The following is a 20110-nucleotide window of genomic DNA, read 5'->3' as shown; positions in this document are numbered from 1 at the left end:
AAAGGAGAAGTAAATGATGCTGGCAGAGATGAAGGATATATCAATAGACTTTCCTGGTGTGAAGGCACTGGACCGTGTGAACTTTTCAACAGCCACGGGCAGTGTGCATGCCTTGATTGGCGCAAATGGCGCTGGCAAATCCACTCTAATGAAGGTACTTTCCGGTGCTTACGGACACTATACTGGAGAAATATTGCTGGATGGCACAAAGGTTTCAATCCGGTCTCCTAGAGATGCGGATGACTTTGGGATCCAGACAGTCTATCAAGAAGTGGATACAGCCCTTATTCCCTATTTAACTGTTGGCGAGAATATCCTGCTAAAACATGACCGGACATTCATTAATTGGAAGAAGCTTCACAGGAAAGCCAATGAAATCTTGAAGGATATGAATATACATCTCTCGTCCAAGAAGCTTGTCAAAGATCTGACACTTGCGGAAAAACAAATGGTGCTGATCGCAAGGGCTGTGTCCACAGAATGTAGATTTTTAATTTTGGATGAACCGACTGCACCGCTCAGCCATACAGAAACACGGGAATTATTCCGGATTGTGAACGACCTGAAATCACGGGATGTTGGAATTATTTTTATCTCACACAGACTGCCTGAGATATTTGAGATTTGTGATCAGATTACGATCATGCGGAATGGCAGGCTTGTATCAAAGGATTACATTTCTAAAATCTGTCAAAATGAAGTAATTGAACGGATGCTCGGTGAGAAGCTTGAAGAGCAGTTTCCGGAGCGGAATCTGGATATCGGCGAAACGCTTTATGAAGTAAGAGGGCTGGCGGATTCAGGGAAAGTCCAAGATATCACTCTTACTGCCAGAGCAGGGGAAATCATTGGAATTGCCGGACTTGTAGGAGCAGGCAAAACAGAACTATGCAAGACCCTGTTCGGCTCTGCGAAAATAACGGCCGGTGAAGTATGGCTCCATGGGAAGAAACTCCGTCTGCGCTCACCTCATGAAGCGGTCAAGGAGGGGATTGCCCTCGTTCCTGAAGAACGCAGGAGGGAAGGGATTCTTGTCGAGGAATCCGTTTCGGCTAATCTTTCGGCTGCGAGCCTGGGCCAATTTACGAAAGCGTTCGGCTTTCTTAACGAAAAAGCAGAGAATGAAAAAGCTTGGGGAATAGTCAAAAACTTGGGCATCAAAACACCTGGGCTTGAGACAAAAACGAAAAACCTATCTGGTGGCAATCAGCAAAAAATTGCAATTGGAAAATGGCTTCTGACAGATGCAGAAGTTTATATATTTGACGAGCCGACAAAAGGTGTGGATGTCGGTGCTAAAAAAGACATATTTAAATTAATTTCCGCTCTTGCGAAACGAGGAAAAGCGGTCATCTATGCATCCTCAGAATTATCCGAAGTGATTGGGATTACAAACCGCCTTTATGTGTTATACGACGGGCAAGTCGTAAAAGAACTCCAGACGGACCGCACGAACGAAGAAGAAATTCTATTTTATTCGACAGGGGGGGAAATAAGTGGAACTATCAAAAAATACCCAAACACAGCAAAGAACATTCGACCTTTTTGATTTCTTATATAAATACGGAACCATTCTAACTATTTTAATCCTGATTGCCGTATTTGCTGCTTCCAATCCGGCCTTCATACAAGGAAGTAATGTGATAAATATCCTTCGTTCGATCTCAATTGTCACCATCATTGCAATCGGTATTACGATATCTCTATCAGTGAATGGTTTTGATCTCTCCGTCGGCTCGGTTGCCTCGTTATCAAATGCCATTGTTATCTCAATGTTTGTCTGGTTTTCACAGAACACAGTTATCGCGATCATTTCGGCGCTGGCAGCTTCCCTTATCGTCGGATTGTTGAACTCATTCATGATTGTAAAAATGAAGATTCCAGACATGCTCATGACGCTGGCAACCATGTTTATCATCCAAGGTATCGCACTTACCTATACCAAAGGGGCCACCATCTCCCAAAACATGGTTATGCCGGATGGAACATTCTCAGAGGGCATCATCAGTCAAACCTTCAAGAAAATCGGCCAGGTGCCATGGATCATTGTCATCATGGTCATCGCCGTCGTCCTGGTACACATCTTTCTTACCTATACGAAGCACGGACGATACATGTACGTCATTGGAGGCAATATCGAAGCGGCCAAGCTATCAGGAATCCCAGTGAACAAATACAAAATACTGGCCTACGTACTATCCGCCATATTCGCATCCATCGGCGGCATCGTCCTAGCATCCCGCGTAATGACAGCCGAAATCAACGCCGGATCCCCATACCTCATGGATTCCGTAGCAGCCGCCTTCATAGGATTCTCCGTCCTCGGTTCCGGAAAACCTAACGCAATCGGCACATTTGTAGGAGCCGTCTTAATCGGAATCCTGCAAAACGGGTTGGTCATGATGAGTGTCCCTTATTACTCCATGGATATTGTGAAGGGAACCGTACTCGCCTTTGCATTGGGACTTACTTATTATAAGCAAAAGCATTGATTGCTTGGACACACTGGAGAAATTCAGTGTGTTTTTTTTAGGCTCTTTTCTAACCCTATTGTTTGATTGGAGCGTAAGGTGCCGAGACTTCTGCGAGAGCAGCGGGTATTGTCCAGCTCCGGACTGACACCTTCGGTCATAAGCCAATCGCCATTAAAAGGCAAAATCGGCCTTTCACTGCCGCTCGTCTTATGCCGGTCAGGTGTCTGCTTTTCTTTTAGTGTTTTGCTTTATTTAAAAAAGATCATCATTCAGCTTTTAGATGGATCTTTTCTTGAAAATCACCGTCCTCCGCTTTTCGATCAGGTGTTACGCCACAGGCGAAGCCGAGGAGGCCCAGGCGACCGCCCCCGCGGAAAGCGAGTATCCTCTAGTGGAATCAACCCTTTTTTCAAAACAACAGCTTTTTTTACTAACAAATGGGACTAAAACAGCCGAACTATTGATCAGAATGAGAAGGGGAGAAGGGGGAGTGGTAGACTCTGCCTTTGTTTGTACCTGTATAAGATAGATTTAGGGAATTAAGGATATCCAGAGCAGTGCTTCTTGAAGATAGTTGCAAGAAATGACGAAGCTGCCTGTTTGTTAAACTGGATTGTAACAGTAGAAAGTAATCAGTTATGGTTTCCTCATAGGAGTCTTTAAAGCTCTTGTTACAATTTGGACAGTGCCATTTAGCCTTTTTTCGAATTGAAGGCAAATGACGGCAGGCGGGGCAATGGACGCCTGTTAATATTTCTGAAGGATGAATCTTGTACAATTCGAGAACGTTGGTAGATTGTAATCGGCAGCTGCTTATTAAAAAATTATTTATTTCCTTAAGCTGTTCTTTGGTAAAAAGGTTTGTTTTATAGGAATCTTCTAGTTTATTTATTCTATCAATGAGGCTTGAAGCATGGCATACCCTTTTTACCAGTTCGGGATGATTATTTTGAAACTTTAGTATCGTGGAAGAATTACTTATTACAATCAAGTATTCCATTGGAAAATCGTGCGTAACATAGTCTGCAATAAATGACTTTAGACTCGAGCGTAAACGTCTTGCTTGAGAAAGTGGGTCACGGAAGCCTTCTTCTTGTTGGTTGACACTTCTAATTAATTGATTTGTTTTGGTTTCAAAATATAAAGTTCCTGCAATATTTTTTATTTCAAGGATTAATAAAAATTTAGATGAAAGGAGGAGGGTATCGATTTGGAAGAAGTACTTATCGAAGGGAAGCCTTAAATCGTGTAGAATCATATATTTTTCTTCTGGCATATGGTCAAGATAATAATCTACATCCCGCTCACCTTTGTAACCCGCAGTCCATTTAGCTAAATCACTTTTAATATCAGGGCGTTTTGAATGGGTGGAGGGGATGCGCCTTAGCAAAGCCTCTAAACTCCTTATTCTTAATGGCACTTGTCTTGGCTTTGTGATCAAATTATCACTCCTTATTAAATTCTGTTTAATAAATTCATCCTAGTAGCTTTAAATTCCTTCTATATAATTGGCTTTTGCAGGATTATTTGAACTTATGCAGGATTATAGAAATATTTGCAGGATTTTTGGGATATATGCAGGATAAAAAACTTTTATGCAGGATTTTCGAACTTTTTGCAGGATTTCTTGAAATAACATAAAACCCCGCCAACCAGGCGGGGCCCTCCAAATGTATTATTCGCCTTCACCGCTCGGGCGCACACTTTGCTCTGGGAGTGTGTCCCAAAAGCTGGTGTCTGCTTTTTCGATTGATCCGTCAGCGATGGAGCGCACTGTGGATTCGAGTGTGGTAATGGTTTGTTTGATTAGGTAGCCGTTGCTTTTTTGGCCGAGTACGTAGTCTTCTCGTTCGTGGTCAGACATGCCCCGCATTTCAAAGAGAAGGGTGGAGATCCCGTATTGGACTGCAGCTCCATTCCGGCCGATGCGTTCCTCGGATCCGCCGACATATTTGCCTAGGTGGCCCCAGCCTGTCCGGTCAACGTTTTGGTAAACGACCGCACCAAGTTTCTTCGAGCGCTCCAGTACGTCCGCCTTCACGTTGGGATTAGTCGGGTAAAGGATGGATCCTGATACATATTTACCGTTAATTTGCTGTTCTGCACCTTGGTGGTGAAGGTCAATCATGTAGTCGATGTCGTATTTTTTAAAGACGTTATTATGAAGAGCCTGGGTCTCCGGCTGTGCCTTATCTACATGGTCACGGTTCAAATCTACTCCTACTGCATTATATCTTGTTAAATGGCGGCCGCCGTCTGCAGCGTATTGATCAAGAGGGAAGTTTACATCTCCCATTGCACCATCAGCATTCAGCATCGGAATAACGAGGACGTTCACTTTATCAAGGACACTGTTTAATTTTCCAGTTCCGAGATGCTTGATGAACTCTAGCGCACCTTCAGTAGTAAGCTGTTCATTTCCATGCTGCTGCGTTAGAAACAAAATTGTAGGATTTGCTGGATTGGATATGAATTTCGCCAGATGAATATCACGGCCTTTTACCGTTTTCCCGATAACCTCAAGCTTCATCGCTTCTTGTTTAGCATCCTGTGTCTTCAATTCATCTACAAGATCTGAGTATGTATGTAAGATCGATGTATTTACTGTTTCGTTTCCGCCGTAACCTGGGCCATTTCCGACCGCCAACGCTGGCTGTGCCATAACGTTTACTGCACCCAATGCCATTAAACCGGTGAGTGATATAGACAAAATTTTCTTCTTCGTCATATTCCTCCATTTTTAGAATAATTTGACAACTCCCTTTAATAGTAAAAGAGTTCCCTGATTCTGTTAATAGAGAAAACAGCCTGTTTAATAGAATGGGGAACCTCCTACTAAATGACTAATAAACCTAGGTGAATCAGCCTTTTATGTTTGATAAACCAGTGTGAATTTCATATTTTAAGAACAAAAGTTAAAAATACCTTTAACAATCGGATTAATTTTATAGGACAGAAAGCACACTATAACACCCTAAATCGATTGTAAGATTGTTTTTTCAATAGACAACTTCAATCTATACAGTGAGCCTTTTAGAGCATCTAGTAATTACTTGTAAAATCCATTTCATATGAAGGCAAAAAAAGTGTAGTGTGTATTTGGGATTTAGCATATTTAGCGGAAACTCATTAGTCTCAGGTCAGCCATTACAAAAGTGCAGGTTATGCAGACTGCAGGGGCAGAAGTCAAATTCAAATCAAAAGTTCCTGGACAAATCAACTGAATACTTTATGTACGTCTGAATAAAATAGTAATGTCACTGAATTTTAAAAAAACGGACAAAAAAAGTTCACAATATTGGAAGAAAAAGTTTGACAATATTGTGAACGGGGTAATATGATATATAAAAAAGGAGGATGTTGGAAATGAATATGAATAATAATTTCCTTAAAGCTGTAACGTATGCTGCTGCCCCTATTCTTGTAATTGGGATTGCCCTTTTCTTAAAAGGTTTTTTTGAAAACGGTTCCAGCATATGGACTCCTATTGGTATCGGTGCGGTCATGGGTGCAATTTTTATCTTCGTAATGGGTATGTTTATGATAGCGACGGAAGAGGTCCTGGAAAAGTCATATAAAGGCAGTAAGCTTATATTGATAAAGAATAAAAACGGAGCGCCTTCGTAGGCACTCCGCTTTTTTTTTTGTTTAGATATATCCCCAGATCATACATAGCAGTGTACCAAGAATGGTTACCAGCGCTACGAATACTCCGAAGTAGATGTTGGTGTAAATCGATCCTTTATCTTTGGTTTCCCCAGCGTGCATGAACACAATCAGCTGAAGTCCAGCCTGGATAAATGCAGTAATGAGCAGCAGTGTCATACCTGCTGTAAATGACATGTCCAGGTAGTAAACCAATAGGGCTGCAATAGTCAGGATGAGTGAAAATACAAAGCCCATGACTTGTTTAGCTGGAAATAGCTCTCTCATAATTACATCATTCCTTTCAGGTAGATGAAGCTGAAGATAAAGATCCAAACTACGTCAAGGAAATGCCAGTAAAGTGAAAAGATGAAAGCTTTGTTGGCGTTTTGAGGAGTAATCCCGCGTTTTTTCACTTGCAGGATGATAAATAATCCCCAGAAAAAGCCGAGTGTAACGTGCGCTCCGTGTGTTCCCAGTGTAGTGAACAGGATGGAGGTAAATGCACTGGTTTGTATAGTTGCTCCTTCATGAACATACATAACGAAATCATAAATTTCAACGCTTAAAAAGCCAAGCCCTAAAAGAAGGGTGATTCCAAAGAATGCCATCATGGCTTTCTTTCTGCCAAGACGCATAGCGTGAATTCCAAGCCCAATGGTGAAACTACTTGCTAAAAGCAGGAATGTTTCAATAAGGACCGGAGCAATTTCAAAGAGTTCAGCGCTGTCTGGGCCGCCGGCTGTACGATCAACTAATGTGAAGTATGTTGCGAATAGTGTACCAAACAGCATGATTTCGGCACCAAGGAAAATCCAGAAGCCTAAGACTTTTAGGCTGTTTTCCTCAGTACTGTATTCAAGTGGAAGCGAGTTATCTATTTTCATTAGTTAGCACCTCGCAATTTTGTTTCAGTCTCTTCTATTTCATCAACAGATATATAGTGGCCGTGGTCGATTTCAAATGAACGCAATGCCATACATACAAAGATACCAATTGTTGTAAGAATTAATGGAACCCAAATTCCGAAAACGAATGAGAAGCCCCAGGCAAAGAAGATACAGCCCATGATAAATGGAATTCCGCTATTATTTGGCATGTGAATTTTTTCATAGCTGCCTTTAAATAGTTCTTGTCCTTTTTTCTTTGAATCCCAGAATGGTTCAATTGAAGCAACCTGTGGAGAGATTGCAAAGTTATATTCTGGAACCGGAGTGTGAGTAGCCCACTCAAGTGTACGAGCATCCCAAGGATCGGAACCAATGTCTCTAGAAGCATAACGAATACTGTAATAAATGTTGTAAACGATTAAAGCAAATCCGATTGCCATAATTCCGGCTCCAATGAAGGATGCCATATTCCAAGGTCCATATCCAGTGGATTCAGAATAAGTGTACATACGTCTTGCCTGTCCGTCTAAACCAGTAATATACATTGGCATAAAGGCTAATAGGAAGCCGATGGAAAGCAGCCAAACGGTCCATTTACCGATTCGTTCATTTAACATGAAACCAAACATTTTTGGCCAGTAGTAAGTTAGACCGGCAAGCATAGCATATACTACACCAGGAATAATAACGTTATGGAAGTGGGCAACCAGGAACATTGTATTATGGTACTGATAGTCAGCTGCTGACATCGCAAGCATTACCCCAGTGACACCACCGATAGTGAAAAGCGGTATGAAATGTATGGCGTAAAGCATTGGAGTAGTAATTTCAATTTTTCCTTTATAAAGCGTAAACAGCCAGTTAAAGATTTTAACTCCAGTCGGAACAGCAATTGCCATTGTCGTAATGGAGAATATACTGTTGGTTAATGCTCCCTGGCCCATTGTGAAGAAATGGTGTGCCCATACTAAGAATGAGTATCCAGCGATAACGACCATTGACCAAACCATTGATTTATACCCATAAAGGTTTCGTTTAGCAAAAGTTGAAATGATTTCACTAAAAATACCGAATGAAGGCAGGATCAAAATATAAACCTCAGGATGTCCCCATACCCAGAAAAGGTTGGCCCAAAGCATATCCAAGCCGCCGGCATCCGTAGTAAAGAAATGAGTTCCGAACAGGCGGTCCATGGTACCCAGCGCAAGTGCAACTGTCAGTACTGGGAAAGCAAATACGATGATTACGTTAGCAACAAGGGAAGACCAAGTAAACATTGGCATTTTCATTAATGTCATACCAGGTGTTCTCATCTTAAGAATGGTGGTCATGAAGTTAATACCAGTCATAAGTGTTCCGATACCAGCAATCTGGATCGCAATCATATAATAGTTGGTTCCGACAGATTCGCTGAATTCATTGCCTGCAAGAGGGAAGTAAGATGTCCAGCCTGCATCAGGAGATCCACCGATTACAAAAGAGATATTGAAAAGCATTGCACCCATGAAGAACAGCCAGAAGCTAAGAGCGTTCAGTCGAGGGAATGCTACGTCACGTGCTCCAATTTGAAGCGGAACAACAAAGTTCATAAGAGCCATTATAAATGGCATAGCCATAAACAGGATCATGACAACCCCGTGTGTTGAGAAAATTTCATTATAATGCTGTGCATCCAGAAGTTTGGCTTCAGGAGTAGCCAGCTGTGCTCGAAGCATGATTGCATCGACCCCGCCGCGGAAAAGCATCAATAAGGCGGAGATCAGATACATAATACCAATACGTTTATGATCTACGGTAGTCAGCCATTCACGCCATAGATATCCCCATTTTTTAAAATAGGTCAATCCTGCGATTATGGCGATAACAGTAAGTCCGATGGCAACCATAGATGCATAAATTACCGGGCTAGGATGAGGTATCGCAAATCGATCAAAGAAATCCATGATTTTGACTCCTTCCAGGAAGTATATTTAAATCGGAATTAAATTCTAAATATGATTATTCGTTCATGTCATCCATGTTCATATCTTCGTGCTCCATATTTTCATGGTCTGCATGATTCATGTCTTCTTTATCAGCTTTAGTTGAATTGTGTTCGTGTCCGCCATTTTCAGCTGATGGAGGAGGACTGAATTTTAAGTGAGTTCCGTTATAAGTCGATCTGCCAAGATGTCCTGGTTCTAACAGCTGGTCAAACTTCTTCTCTGAAAGAGGTTTTGCTGTTTCTTTGACTTCCTGTACCCATTCATCATATTCAGCCTGGGACATAGCTTTAACATCGAACGTGTTCTCAGCAAATCCTTTACCGCTGAAGTTAGCATTTCGACCCATAAATTCACCAGGTTCATCAGCTGCAAGATGAAGTGTAGTCACCATGTCACTCATCGCATATTTCTGACCGCCAAGCTGCGGAATCCAGAAGCTTGTAATCGGTCCGTAAGAATAAAGCTTAAATTCTATTGGACGATCAGCTGGGATATACAAGTAGTTAACAGTTTCGATATTTTCTTCCGGATAACTAAAATGCCATTTCCAATCAGATGAAGAAGCGTAAACTACCAGTGGTTTTTGATTCTCATAGCCCTTAGGTGTAGCTTCAACCTCATAGTTTGATTTAACTGACATAATAGAAAGGAATGTAACGATGATAATTGGTACCCCGATACAGATTGCTTCAACAAGCTTGCTTCCCTCAATATGAGGTGGTTCATAATCTTTACTTTGTTTGGAAGCACGGTATTTTACTAACATGTATACTAAGAGTGCAAAAACGACAAGAACGATAAATGCCATAATCCAGATTGTCATGATTATATCGTCTGCTTGAGTTTTGGCCTGCGGTCCTTTTGGATCGAGAACCAATAATCGGTCACATCCCGATAATACGGTAATTACAGTGAACACGATAGCTAATATAGACCATTTAAATCTCATGATATACCCCTTTCTTCCTTTACTAAGGTAAGATGTTAATGATTTGTTAAGTGTTTCACAAACAACGTCTGAACCCAGTTTTTATAAAAATAAGTTCATACTTATATGTGAATAGCACCAGCTGATATGGATTATATGTGAGCAATCCCCACCATCTAGTGTTGCTAATCCATGGATGGAAGGACTAATTACCAAAATAATGCAATATCGAAATAGTGTTAATTTGTTCACATACTCTCTATACATATATTAGTAACTTATAAGGAAAATAACAACTCAAAAAAAGTGACAATTTGGTGAAGGTTCTTGGCTTTGCAGGGATTAAAAGGATAAGGTGTGACAGATTTGTGAACCGGTGTGACAATTGTGTGAACACGTGCCAGTTTCAATAAGAATTCATTTTTTGACTAACATTATTATTCTAGAATAATAATGTTAGTCAAACTAATTGTTTGCTAATCCTAGTGGCCAGTAGTATTATGGAATGTTTGTTTACTTCAGGATGAATACCCTTTATTAAGAGGGATAAAACATAAAGAATAAAGGATTACAGTATAAGTATAACGAGGGAAAATAAGTATTTTTTCTTCTCTATTATTCTGTTAACCATTATAATAAAGAAAAGATTTTGACTCCGATTCAGAGTGAAGCTTTAAGAGGGGGATATCAAGAAATGGAACGAAATTTGAGTAAAGAAATCATATCCTGGATTAAATCAATATTACTGGCTGCAGCTATAGCTTTTATCTGCCGGCAGTTTTTATTTTCACCTGTCACTGTGTATGGTGAATCTATGTCCCCAACCTTCGAGGATAAGAATAAAATCATAGTAACCAAAGTAAGCAAAATCCAGCATTTTGACAATGTGGTGTTTCATGCTCCAGATGCAGAAGAGAATTATATCAAACGGGTAATCGGCCTGCCTGGGGACTCGGTCGAGGTGAGAGATGACGTACTATATATCAATGGCAAAAAATATAAAGAACCCTATTTAGATGAAAATAAGAAAAAGGTTTCCCCAGATGTGAAGCTGACTGGTAATTTCAAACTTGAAGAGCTCACCGGCAAATCAAGGGTTCCCGCAGGCTGTCTATTTGTAATGGGAGATAACCGCTTAAATAGTTCAGACAGCAGAAGATTTGGTTTTATAAAAACAGATTCTGTCATAGGTGAAGTAGTATTTCGATTCCTGCCATTTGATGAGTTGGGAAAACCAGAATAAAGCGAGAAAGACGTCCTTTAGGACGTCTTTTTTTAGAGTGCTTTTTCAATATCGACCCGCCCTGAGAAAAATACGGCGCCGCCGCCCATATCGGATATCCGGTCGGGAGTGAGGGAGTTAACCAGCTGGCTTGAGCCAGGCAGATCGGCCCATAATCCTAAGGATATAACAGCTCCTGGTAAAACGTCGCGGCCCACAGAAGCTTGAAGGGTACACTCGCCGCGGTCATTCCATATTCTTACTGTATCGCCATCCCTGATTCCACGCTGACCTGCATCATCCTCATGTATAAATATTTGAGGTGTTTTCTCCATTTTGATGTGCTTTTCATTATTAGAAAAAGTAGAGTTTAAAAAGTTATGATTTGGTGCTGGAACGAAAAGCAATGGGTAATTTTCTGCTGGAATCGGCATATATGTCGGCAGCGGAGGGTATCCGTCCCGTTCCATTTTTCTTGAGAACAACTCAATTTTACCGCTCGGTGTCGGCAGGTTTTCCGGAAAAAGAGTTTCTCTATCAGCTTTCACAAATTGGTTCTCGGCAAGAGACTCAAAGGTTATGCTGTCCAGATAGGGATTCCCGGGGAAATCTAGAGCCTGACGGATCATCTCCTCCTCGCTATCCTTGAAGCAGCTGTCTGTGAAGTTCATGCCCTCAGCCAGCATGCGGAAAACCTCAACATTTGATTTTGATTCACCCCATGGCTCGATTACGGGCTGCTGCAGCTGCATATAGTGATGCCAGTATGACGTATAAAAATCGGTATTTTCAAAGGATGAAGAGGCAGGTAGGACAATATCGGCAAGCGCCGCTGTTTCTGTTAAAAATAAATCATGAACCACTGTAAATAAATCTTCGCGCAAAAGGCCCTCTCTAACCTTATTCCCTTCTGGAGCCACAACGGCAGGATTGCAGCCGTAAATAAATAGTGATCGAATAGGGGGATCGAGCTCATGCAATGCCTTTCCAATCAAATTCATATTGATGATCCTCGTGTTATGAGCGCTTAGATCCGGTCTTTGAAGGGCTTGAGAGTTGTGTTCTAGGAAAGCTGAGTTTCCTTTAATGGCACCGCCGCCTTTTTTTAACCATTGGCCGGTTAAAGCAGGGAGGCAGGATATGGTGCGGATGCACATTCCACCATTATCGTGGTGCTGGGGGCCATTCCCAATCCGGATAAAAGATGGGGAAATTTTGCCGTACATCCGGGCGAGCTCGTATATATCCTGAACCTTAACACCGGTAATCAGAGAGACGGATTTAGGGTCATATTGAACAACATGCTCTTTCAGCTCTTCAGATCCAACGGTAAACTCTTTCAGGAATGCTGGATCGGTTAAATTTTCTTTAAAGAGAATATGCATGATTCCAAGGGCTAGAGCCGTATCGGTTCCCGGCAGGATGGGAATAAACCAGTCGGCCCATTTGGCGGTCCGGTTATTATGTACATCAATGACTACGATTTTTGCCCCATTTTTTCGTGCCTTCTGAGCCAGGGCAATCTGATGCATATTTGTGCTCACGGCATTAACGCCCCAGAAAATAATCAGTTTGGCATGTACGGTTTCCTCAGGATCAGTTCCGATGCTTCCGCCCATTGTATAGCGATAGCCCGCAGAGCCAGCTGAATTACAAATCGTCCTGTCCAGCCTGCTTGCACCCAGCCGGTTGAAAAAACGCCGGTCCATGCCTTCAGCAGTCAAATTTCCCATGTTCCCATAAAAACTGTAAGGAAGAATACTTTCCGCCCCATAGGATTGGATAAGAGCTTTCCACTTATCCGTAATCGTCTCGATTGCTTCCTCCCAGCTGATCCTTTCAAACTGGCCTGAACCTTTTTTCCCGACTCGTTTTAATGGAAATTGCAGCCGCTTTTTATCATAGAGACGCTCAGGCATATTCCTCACCTTATTGCATATACTTCCCTGAGTCACAGGGTGGTTTGGATCACCCTCGACCCGTACAATTCTCCCATTCTCCTTATAAACAAGCAGCCCGCATTGATCCGGGCAATCCAGCGAACAAACAGAAGGAAACACACCATTCTTTTCATCAACATAAGAAGCCATCATTAAAACCTCCCGTGGGGGGACCCCCCCCATTTCCCGATTATTTCCCAAACATCAATAAGTTAATGGTAAATGACTATGAAGGCTGCATCAAGCAGGAATTGCAGGTTAATAGGTTGAAAGGATATAAGAGTATACTCTTGAGTTAAAGGAGGTAATGAGGATTTGGATGTTAACTTAATAGCGGCAACCCGCGATAATTGGCTTGAGGCAATCGCTCTGAATGTGCATCATGACCAGGCTGACTTTGTACCGTCTGCGGCGGTGTCTCTTGCGAAGGTCCATATTAAACCAGATGGCGATGGTGTCACGTATCTTCCCTTTTGTATTTACCATGAAGAGCATATGGTCGGGTTTATTATGCATGCTTTTGAAGAAGATACAACCAACATGTATTGGATTAACGGCTTTTTTATAGATGCGCGGTACCAGAGGAAAGGATTTGGGCGGTCCGCACTTCTTCAAATGACCGCTTACATACGATCGAGTTTTCCACAATGTGAGGAAATCCGTCTCACCGTCCATAAACATAACAGCAATGCACGCAGGCTGTATGAACAGGCGGGTTTTCAAACCACCGGGGAAGTGTGGGATGATGAGGTTGTAATGGCATTGGACTTGGGGGAATAGTAAGCGTACTGCGACGCGGTCAAGCTTTTGAGCTGCCTTGCCACGTCAGAAGGGAAAATAGAACCGGTCGGAACAGAAGGGTAAGCATAAGGAACAGAAGGTAAAGAATAAGAATTTGGAGGATAAGCATAACACTATAAGGATAAGCATAAAACGTTAATTAAAAGCATAGCGAACTGGATATAAGCATAGTGCAAAGGAACATCAGCATAAACCCTTGAATCATAAGCATAAACTTATCAGACTTAAGCGTAAAACCTTGAAACATAAGCATATATCGAAAAAAATTAAGCATAAGCATGCTGAAAGTTAATGTAAAAGCCAGCTGGCATATAAAGTGATTAATTTACTGCCGGAAAATATAAATCCATACTCAAAAAGGGGTGATTTTTAGATTTTTTTCTAAAATTCACCCCTTTTTTGATTAAAGATTGTTTCTGGCGCAGATTACCTCGAAGACCAACTGGGCTCCTAATTTGACAGTGCGGTCACCTATATCCAGTTTAGGGTTTACTTCCGCTATATCAAAACTCTTAATCTTCGGGTTTGCCGCCAAACGACCAAGGAGAGTTCTGACGAGTTTGGGATGCAGGCCGAAGGGAGAGGGCGCACTCACTCCAGGCGCTGAACTGGCTTCCAGCACATCGCTGCAAAGGGTCAACATGGAAAAATCACTCTTTTTCACAAACTCGTCCGCCTTCTGCAGGCAGTCCTGGATAGATTCCTGGTGGATTTCATCTTCAAGAATGTATTCACAGCCATATTCAGCGGCAGTGTTAAATAAGTAAGAGGTGTTTCCATTTTTCTGAATGCCTGCACAAAAGTAGCTGGCATTTGGATTTTCATCAAGTATCTGACGAAACATGGTTCCAGAGGAAGTCTGATCAGTATATGGCCGCATATCAAAGTGGGCATCGATATTTACGATTCCCATTTTTAGATTGGAGAGTTCCCATTGTTTATATCCCAAGTAATGGCCATAGGCAACTTCGTGGCCGCCTCCTAAAATAATGGGAAAAATATTTTGCTGGAGCAGGCGGGAGACCGCTTCGCCCAGCTCCTTTTGAGCGGCTTCTAATCTTCCATCTTCGCAGATTATATTTCCGAAATCATAGATTGAAGCACCTGGTGGCATGGGAAGCGAAGCTAGATTTTTTCTTAATGCATCAGGGGCTTCAAAACTTCCCGTACGCCCCTGATTCCTTCTCACGCCTTCATCGCACTTGAAGCCTATAATACCCATGCTGTTTTTCCCTAAAACCTGAACATACTCATAAACGCTTTTACACTCTACAGATTGATGAAGGCGGAACATCTCTGGCCTTTCAGTGCTGTCAATACGCCCGCTCCAGATATGTGGCTTAGTCAATTCATACATGATATCCTTCCTTTATAAAAAATTATTAGAATAGTAAAATTTCATATACTAAAATTATAAACTGCCATTGACTATGCTGTCAGCTTTTGGGAATGAGGACTGCCCCCGCAAAAAATCCAGCCGTATCAGCATCCGGACAGCTTGGGAAATAGGGGACAGTCCCCGCAAGAAATCCAGCCGTTCCAGCATCTGGGCAGCTCGGGAAATAGGGGACAGTCCCCACAAGAAATCCGGCCGTACCAGCCTCCGGACAGCTTTGGGAAATAGGGACAGTCCCCGCAAGAAATCCAGCCGTACCAGCATCTGGGCAGCTCGGGAAATAGGGGACAGTCCCCCATCAAAAGGGTGTTAAATGTGTGGGAAAGATTGTATGATTAGTGTATGTGATTAATAGTTGAAGTTCGAGATATTCGTTCGGCTAAGGAATTTAGGTTTGGAGGCTATTGTTATGCGTTTTATGTTTAGATTTTTGAAGGCTTATCGTGCATCTGCGGCAGTGGCCTTGTTTTTTATGCTGGTTGAGCTTGTTGTGGAGCTGTGGCAGCCGCTTATTATTTCAAAGATTATTGATGAAGGAATTATGAATAGTGATATGCCCTTTATCTTTAAGTGGGGAGCAGTGATGCTCGGGATTTCCGTGTTTGCTTTTTTGGGCGGGATCGTCAATTCTTTTTTCGCTTCTCATGTCAGCCAGAGTTTTGCTTATGATATCAGAAACAGCCTTTATGAAAAAATCCAAAGCTTCACATTTGCTAATTTTACCAAATTCCCTACATCATCACTGATCACCAGAATGACAAACGATGTGACCCAGCTGCAAAATACGGTATTTATGGGCCTCCGTATTATGATGCGTGCTCCCTTGCTGATCATAGGCAGCACGATTATGGCATTTACGGTAAATGCTAAGCTTGCTCTAATCCTTACAGCCGTTATTCCGTTCCTGACTCTCTTTCTTGCCTGGATTATGAAAAAAGGCGGAGCGATGTTCCAATCTGTACAGGGAAAGCTTGATAGCGTAAACAGTGTAATGAGAGAGAACTTAACAGCAATCAGACTGATTAAAGCTTTTTTAAGGCGGAGTTACGAAGGACGGCGCTTCAGTCAGGCTAATGCCAATTTAAAGAATGAAACGGTATATGCCCTCCGGATCATGGAAACAGTCAATCCTTTTTTGCTCGTCTTTATGAATATCTGTGTAATGGTTATTCTTTGGCTTGGCAGTGAGCTGGTTCCATCGAATGGAGCAAAAGTCGGTGAAGTAGTAGCCATCGTGAATTATGCAGCCAGGATTACATCAGCATTTTCACCTTTATCCTTTATTATTGCCGCGTTTTCAAGGGCAAGGGCTTCTGCAGGAAGAATTTCCGATGTGCTGGAAACAGCCAATGAAATGGAGGATGCAGATATCTCCATCCATTCGAATAGAGTTATCTGTGGAGATGTAACATTCAATGATGTGTCTTTTGAATATCCCGGAACAGACCGGCCGATCCTTCAAAATTTATCTTTCCGGGCGGATGCGGGAGAAACTATCGCGATATTGGGTGCAACCGGTTCAGGAAAATCTACATTGTTCCAGCTGATTCCCCGGCTTTACGATGCAACGGCTGGATCGGTCTTGATTGACGGATATGATATCCGTTCATATAGACAGGAAAGCCTAAGGAAACAAATTGGCTTTGTGCCGCAGGAAGCTTTGCTTTTTACCGGTACTGTAAAAGACAATATCGCCTGGGGCAAAGAGGATGCATCTATGGAAGAAATCATAAAAGCAGCAAAAGCGGCACAGATACATGAAACCATCGTGAAGCTGCCCCGGAAGTATGAGGCTGTATTGGGCCAGAAAGGGGTCAATTTATCAGGCGGTCAAAAACAACGGCTTTCCATCGCGAGAGCTTTAGTCAGAAATCCTAAAATTCTGATGCTGGATGACAGTACAAGCGCTCTGGATTTAAAGACAGAAGCGATTCTCCTAAAAGCGCTTAAGGAATATAAGTGTACTACATTTATCATCACGCAAAAAATCAGCACAGCGATTGAAGCGGATTCTATTCTTCTCTTGGAAGACGGGCGCCTGCTGGCTGAGGGGAATCATGAGTCTTTATTGAAGGATTCTCCATTGTATGGCCGTATATTTGAATCTCAGTTTGGAGAGGAGGAGCTGGAGCATGCTCAAAGATCTAATTAGTCCTTTTCGATATAAACCCATACTGGATAACGGCGGGATTCAAAAGGGCACTCTCCCTCAAAAGAACAAGCCTAAAGCTAAAAATCAGCAGCAAACATTAAACCGGCTTTGGAAGTATCTTGCTGTATATCGGCTGCATTTAAACTTAGTAATTGCCATGGTTATTATAAGCTCTGTTTTATCCCTGCTAGGGCCATTTTTAGCCGGCAAAGCGATAGACCATTATATTGTAACCAGGGATAGTGATGGGATCCTTACTCTGCTGGCTGGCCTTGCCATTATTTATCTTTTTACTTCTATAACGCTTTTTTTGCAAAACTATTGGATGATCGGCATCGCTCAGAACACTGTTTCGAAGATGAGAAACGATTTATTTAATCACCTGCATAAGCTTCCGATTCCCTTTTTTGATAAAAGACAGCATGGTGAATTGATGAGCCGGGTGACGAATGACATCGAAAACGTCAGCTCTACATTAAACAGCTCAGTAATCCAGGTTATATCTAGTATCCTTATATTGATTGGTACAATCTCGGTCATGCTATACCTGAGCCCTTTATTGACCGTATTGACCCTCATCATTATTCCTTTAATGTTTACAGGGATGAAATGGATCACCAATCGTACGGGAAGGTTATTTAAAATTCAGCAGAGAAACCTAGGTGAGCTGAATGGATTTATTGAAGAAACAATTTCCGGACAGCGGATTGTTAAGACTTTTTCCCAGGAAAAGAAAGTGATTAATGAGTTCATTAATAAGAATGACCAGCTGAAAGGTGCTGGCTTTTGGGCTTCTGCGTATTCAGGATTCATTCCTAAGCTGATGAACGGCTTGAACAATCTAAGCTTTACTGTAATAGCTGCCATAGGCGGCTGGCTGGCTTACAAGGGTCATATTTCGATTGGGACCATTGTGATCTTTGCAGAATATTCGCGTCAATTTACGCGTCCATTAAATGACCTTGCCAATCAATTTAATACCGTCTTATCTGCGATTGCTGGGGCAGAGCGTGTGTTTGATATCTTGAATGAGCAGGAAGAATCGAAGGATGAGCATAACACCACCAATCTATTCTATGTGGATGGTTCTGTAGAGTTTTGCGGTGTTTCCTTCTCTTATGAAAAGGAAGGGAATACGATCTCTGATATTTCATTTTCCGTAACACCCGGGGAGACCGTTGCACTTGTAGGCGCTACAGGAGCAGGGAAAACCACCATTATTAATCTAATCTCTCGTTTTTATGATGCAGATAGCGGCAGTATCTTAATAGATGGAAAAGAGATTAAGCGGATAAAGCGGGAAGAGCTCAGAAAGCATATGGGGTTTGTCCTGCAGGATTCTTATCTCTTCCAGGGAACGATCCGAGAAAATATTCGCTATGGACGCCTCGAGGCCACGGATGATGAGGTAGAAAGGGCGGCCGAGCTTGCAAATGCACATTCATTCATCATGAAGCTTCCAGAACAGTATGAAACTGTGCTAAAGCAGGATGGCAGCGGAATCAGCCAGGGGCAAAAGCAGCTCCTGTCCATCGCCCGTGCCATATTAGCCGATCCATCCATCTTGATATTGGATGAGGCAACCAGCAGCATCGACACGATCACTGAGCTGAAAATACAGGATGCCTTGCAAAGGCTGATGGAGGGAAGAACCAGCTTTGTCGTTGCCCATCGGCTAAATACGATCCAAAAGGCAGACCAAATTATTGTATTAAGTGAAGGACAGATTATTGAGAGAGGCTCGCACCAGGAACTCTTATCCAGAAAGGGCTATTATTTTGGGCTGTTCAACAGCCAGCTTCAAAAAATTTAACCTTTAAGCTCTGTTAAACTTGTTTGTTGATTTCCACTGCAGGCACTCGCTTTCCGCGGGGCGGTCCGGGAGCCTCCTCGGCGTTTACGCCTGTGGGGTCTCCCTTGACCCGCTTTTCCCGCAGGAGTCTCGCACCTTCCGTTCCAATCAACACAGTGCGAAAATCAACAATGAACTTTAACATAGCCAACCTTTAAAAAGAAAGCAGGAGACAAGATGGGTTCCAGGGTGATGCATGCTATTATTTCGGAGAGGATCTTAGAGGAAATCGAAATGAAAGATAAACAGCTATTCTTTCTGGGAGGGATGGCGCCTGATGCGGGAACAAAGGAGAAGACCCACTGGTATTCAGGTAATGAAGAGCAGTATACAAGAATCATTGACTTATCGGTATTTTTAAAACAATATAGCGGTCAAAAAATGAGTCCATTTATCCTGGGATATTTCAGTCATCTAATTGCGGATGAGATTTGGCTGAACGGGTTTTATCTTCCATGGCTGAGTAATCGGCTTAAAGCCGATCCCGCCCTGCTTGCTCGTTATCATGAGGATTTTAAGATTTTAAATGCCAAATTAACGGACATTTATACATTTCAGCTGCCTGAGTATGGAGCATCCCTTTCTCTTGTAGAAGAATTTCCTGAAGGAGTAACTGTCCAGAGTCTGCAGAGTTTATTAGGCGAGCTGCGCCGTGACCTGAAGTTTGATTTAGCTGATATCGGAAAGCCACTGAACGTTTTCACAGAAGAACAAATAATTGGCTATATAGAGACGGCAGTTGAAAAATCGATATTTTATATTAACCAGAATTTGTAGACCTTTTCTCACTTAAGCAGTTCACTCGCTTATGATAATATAAGATGA

Annotated in this window: 16 protein-coding genes; 8 read left to right on the top strand and 8 right to left on the bottom strand. The window is 42.3% G+C overall.

Going from position 1 to position 20110, the window contains the following annotated elements; genetic code table 11:
• The first annotated feature begins 13 nt into the window (after positions 1-13).
• Both CUU66_RS06110 and CUU66_RS06105 read left to right on the top strand, forming a co-directional pair.
• Positions 14-1549 (top strand): sugar ABC transporter ATP-binding protein, encoded by a 1536-nt coding sequence (locus tag CUU66_RS06110; RefSeq protein WP_257967912.1) that lies wholly within the window; start codon positions 14-16, stop codon positions 1547-1549.
• Positions 1497-2492 (top strand): ABC transporter permease, encoded by a 996-nt coding sequence (locus CUU66_RS06105; protein WP_101640793.1) that lies wholly within the window; start codon positions 1497-1499, stop codon positions 2490-2492. Before CUU66_RS06110 ends, CUU66_RS06105 begins: the two co-directional genes overlap by 53 nt.
• Positions 2493-2931: 439 nt before the next feature.
• Here the strand turns inward: CUU66_RS06105 and CUU66_RS06095 are convergent, their stop codons facing one another.
• On the bottom strand, positions 2932-3915 hold the full coding sequence (locus CUU66_RS06095; protein WP_101640791.1) for a nuclease-related domain-containing protein: 984 nt from the start codon (positions 3913-3915) through the stop codon (positions 2932-2934).
• A gap of 234 nt (positions 3916-4149) precedes the next feature.
• Positions 4150-5202, bottom strand: coding sequence for a M14 family zinc carboxypeptidase (locus tag CUU66_RS06090; protein ID WP_101640790.1), 1053 nt, complete (start codon positions 5200-5202; stop codon positions 4150-4152).
• A 638-nt stretch (positions 5203-5840) separates the two neighbouring features.
• Between CUU66_RS06090 and CUU66_RS06085 the strand changes: the two genes are divergently transcribed.
• The gene (locus CUU66_RS06085) at positions 5841-6101 is read left to right on the top strand and encodes a hypothetical protein (protein ID WP_257967911.1); all 261 of its coding nucleotides are present in this window, start codon (positions 5841-5843) and stop codon (positions 6099-6101) included.
• A gap of 21 nt (positions 6102-6122) precedes the next feature.
• Here the strand turns inward: CUU66_RS06085 and qoxD are convergent, their stop codons facing one another.
• The 4 genes from qoxD to qoxA are packed head-to-tail and all read right to left on the bottom strand — an operon-like array spanning position 6123 to position 9943.
• The gene (qoxD, locus tag CUU66_RS06080) at positions 6123-6407 is read right to left on the bottom strand and encodes a cytochrome aa3 quinol oxidase subunit IV (protein WP_101640789.1); all 285 of its coding nucleotides are present in this window, start codon (positions 6405-6407) and stop codon (positions 6123-6125) included.
• A 2-nt stretch (positions 6408-6409) separates the two neighbouring features.
• Positions 6410-7006 (bottom strand): cytochrome aa3 quinol oxidase subunit III, encoded by a 597-nt coding sequence (gene qoxC, locus CUU66_RS06075; protein ID WP_101640788.1) that lies wholly within the window; start codon positions 7004-7006, stop codon positions 6410-6412.
• A complete protein-coding gene (gene qoxB, locus CUU66_RS06070) occupies positions 7006-8952 on the bottom strand; it encodes a cytochrome aa3 quinol oxidase subunit I (protein WP_101640787.1) in 1947 nt (648 codons plus the stop codon). The genes qoxC and qoxB overlap by 1 nt, the downstream gene beginning before the upstream one ends.
• 55 nt (positions 8953-9007) lie before the next feature.
• Positions 9008-9943, bottom strand: coding sequence for a cytochrome aa3 quinol oxidase subunit II (gene qoxA / locus CUU66_RS06065; RefSeq protein ID WP_101640786.1), 936 nt, complete (start codon positions 9941-9943; stop codon positions 9008-9010).
• Positions 9944-10616: 673 nt separating this feature from the next.
• Between qoxA and lepB the strand changes: the two genes are divergently transcribed.
• Entirely contained in the window at positions 10617-11165 is a 549-nt protein-coding gene (gene lepB / locus CUU66_RS06060) for a signal peptidase I (protein ID WP_101640785.1), read from the top strand.
• A gap of 32 nt (positions 11166-11197) precedes the next feature.
• Here the strand turns inward: lepB and CUU66_RS06055 are convergent, their stop codons facing one another.
• Positions 11198-13234 carry a molybdopterin oxidoreductase family protein gene (locus CUU66_RS06055; protein WP_101640784.1) on the bottom strand — a complete coding sequence of 679 codons (2037 nt, stop codon included), beginning with the start codon at positions 13232-13234 and terminating at the stop codon, positions 11198-11200.
• A gap of 165 nt (positions 13235-13399) precedes the next feature.
• Here CUU66_RS06055 and CUU66_RS06050 point away from each other — a divergent pair, with 165 nt between their 5' ends.
• On the top strand, positions 13400-13864 hold the full coding sequence (locus tag CUU66_RS06050) for a GNAT family N-acetyltransferase (RefSeq protein ID WP_101640783.1): 465 nt from the start codon (positions 13400-13402) through the stop codon (positions 13862-13864).
• A 424-nt stretch (positions 13865-14288) separates the two neighbouring features.
• On the opposite strand, the gene hutG is transcribed toward CUU66_RS06050, so the two are convergent.
• A complete protein-coding gene (gene hutG, locus CUU66_RS06045) occupies positions 14289-15242 on the bottom strand; it encodes a formimidoylglutamase (protein ID WP_101640782.1) in 954 nt (317 codons plus the stop codon).
• Between the two features lie 448 nt (positions 15243-15690).
• Here hutG and CUU66_RS06035 point away from each other — a divergent pair, with 448 nt between their 5' ends.
• From CUU66_RS06035 to CUU66_RS06025, 3 genes are all read left to right on the top strand, one after another.
• Positions 15691-17433: an ABC transporter ATP-binding protein gene (locus tag CUU66_RS06035; RefSeq protein WP_101640780.1), complete on the top strand. Its 1743-nt coding sequence runs from the start codon at positions 15691-15693 to the stop codon at positions 17431-17433.
• Entirely contained in the window at positions 17414-19246 is a 1833-nt protein-coding gene (locus tag CUU66_RS06030; protein ID WP_101640779.1) for an ABC transporter ATP-binding protein, read from the top strand. The genes CUU66_RS06035 and CUU66_RS06030 overlap by 20 nt, the downstream gene beginning before the upstream one ends.
• A gap of 216 nt (positions 19247-19462) precedes the next feature.
• Positions 19463-20062 carry a zinc dependent phospholipase C family protein gene (locus CUU66_RS06025; RefSeq protein ID WP_101640778.1) on the top strand — a complete coding sequence of 200 codons (600 nt, stop codon included), beginning with the start codon at positions 19463-19465 and terminating at the stop codon, positions 20060-20062.
• The last annotated feature ends 48 nt before the right edge of the window (positions 20063-20110 follow it).

The organism is Peribacillus deserti, assembly GCF_002863585.1.
Taxonomy (GTDB): Bacteria; Bacillota; Bacilli; order Bacillales; family DSM-1321; genus Paraperibacillus; species Paraperibacillus deserti_A.
This window is presented reverse-complemented; position numbering and strand designations above follow the sequence as displayed.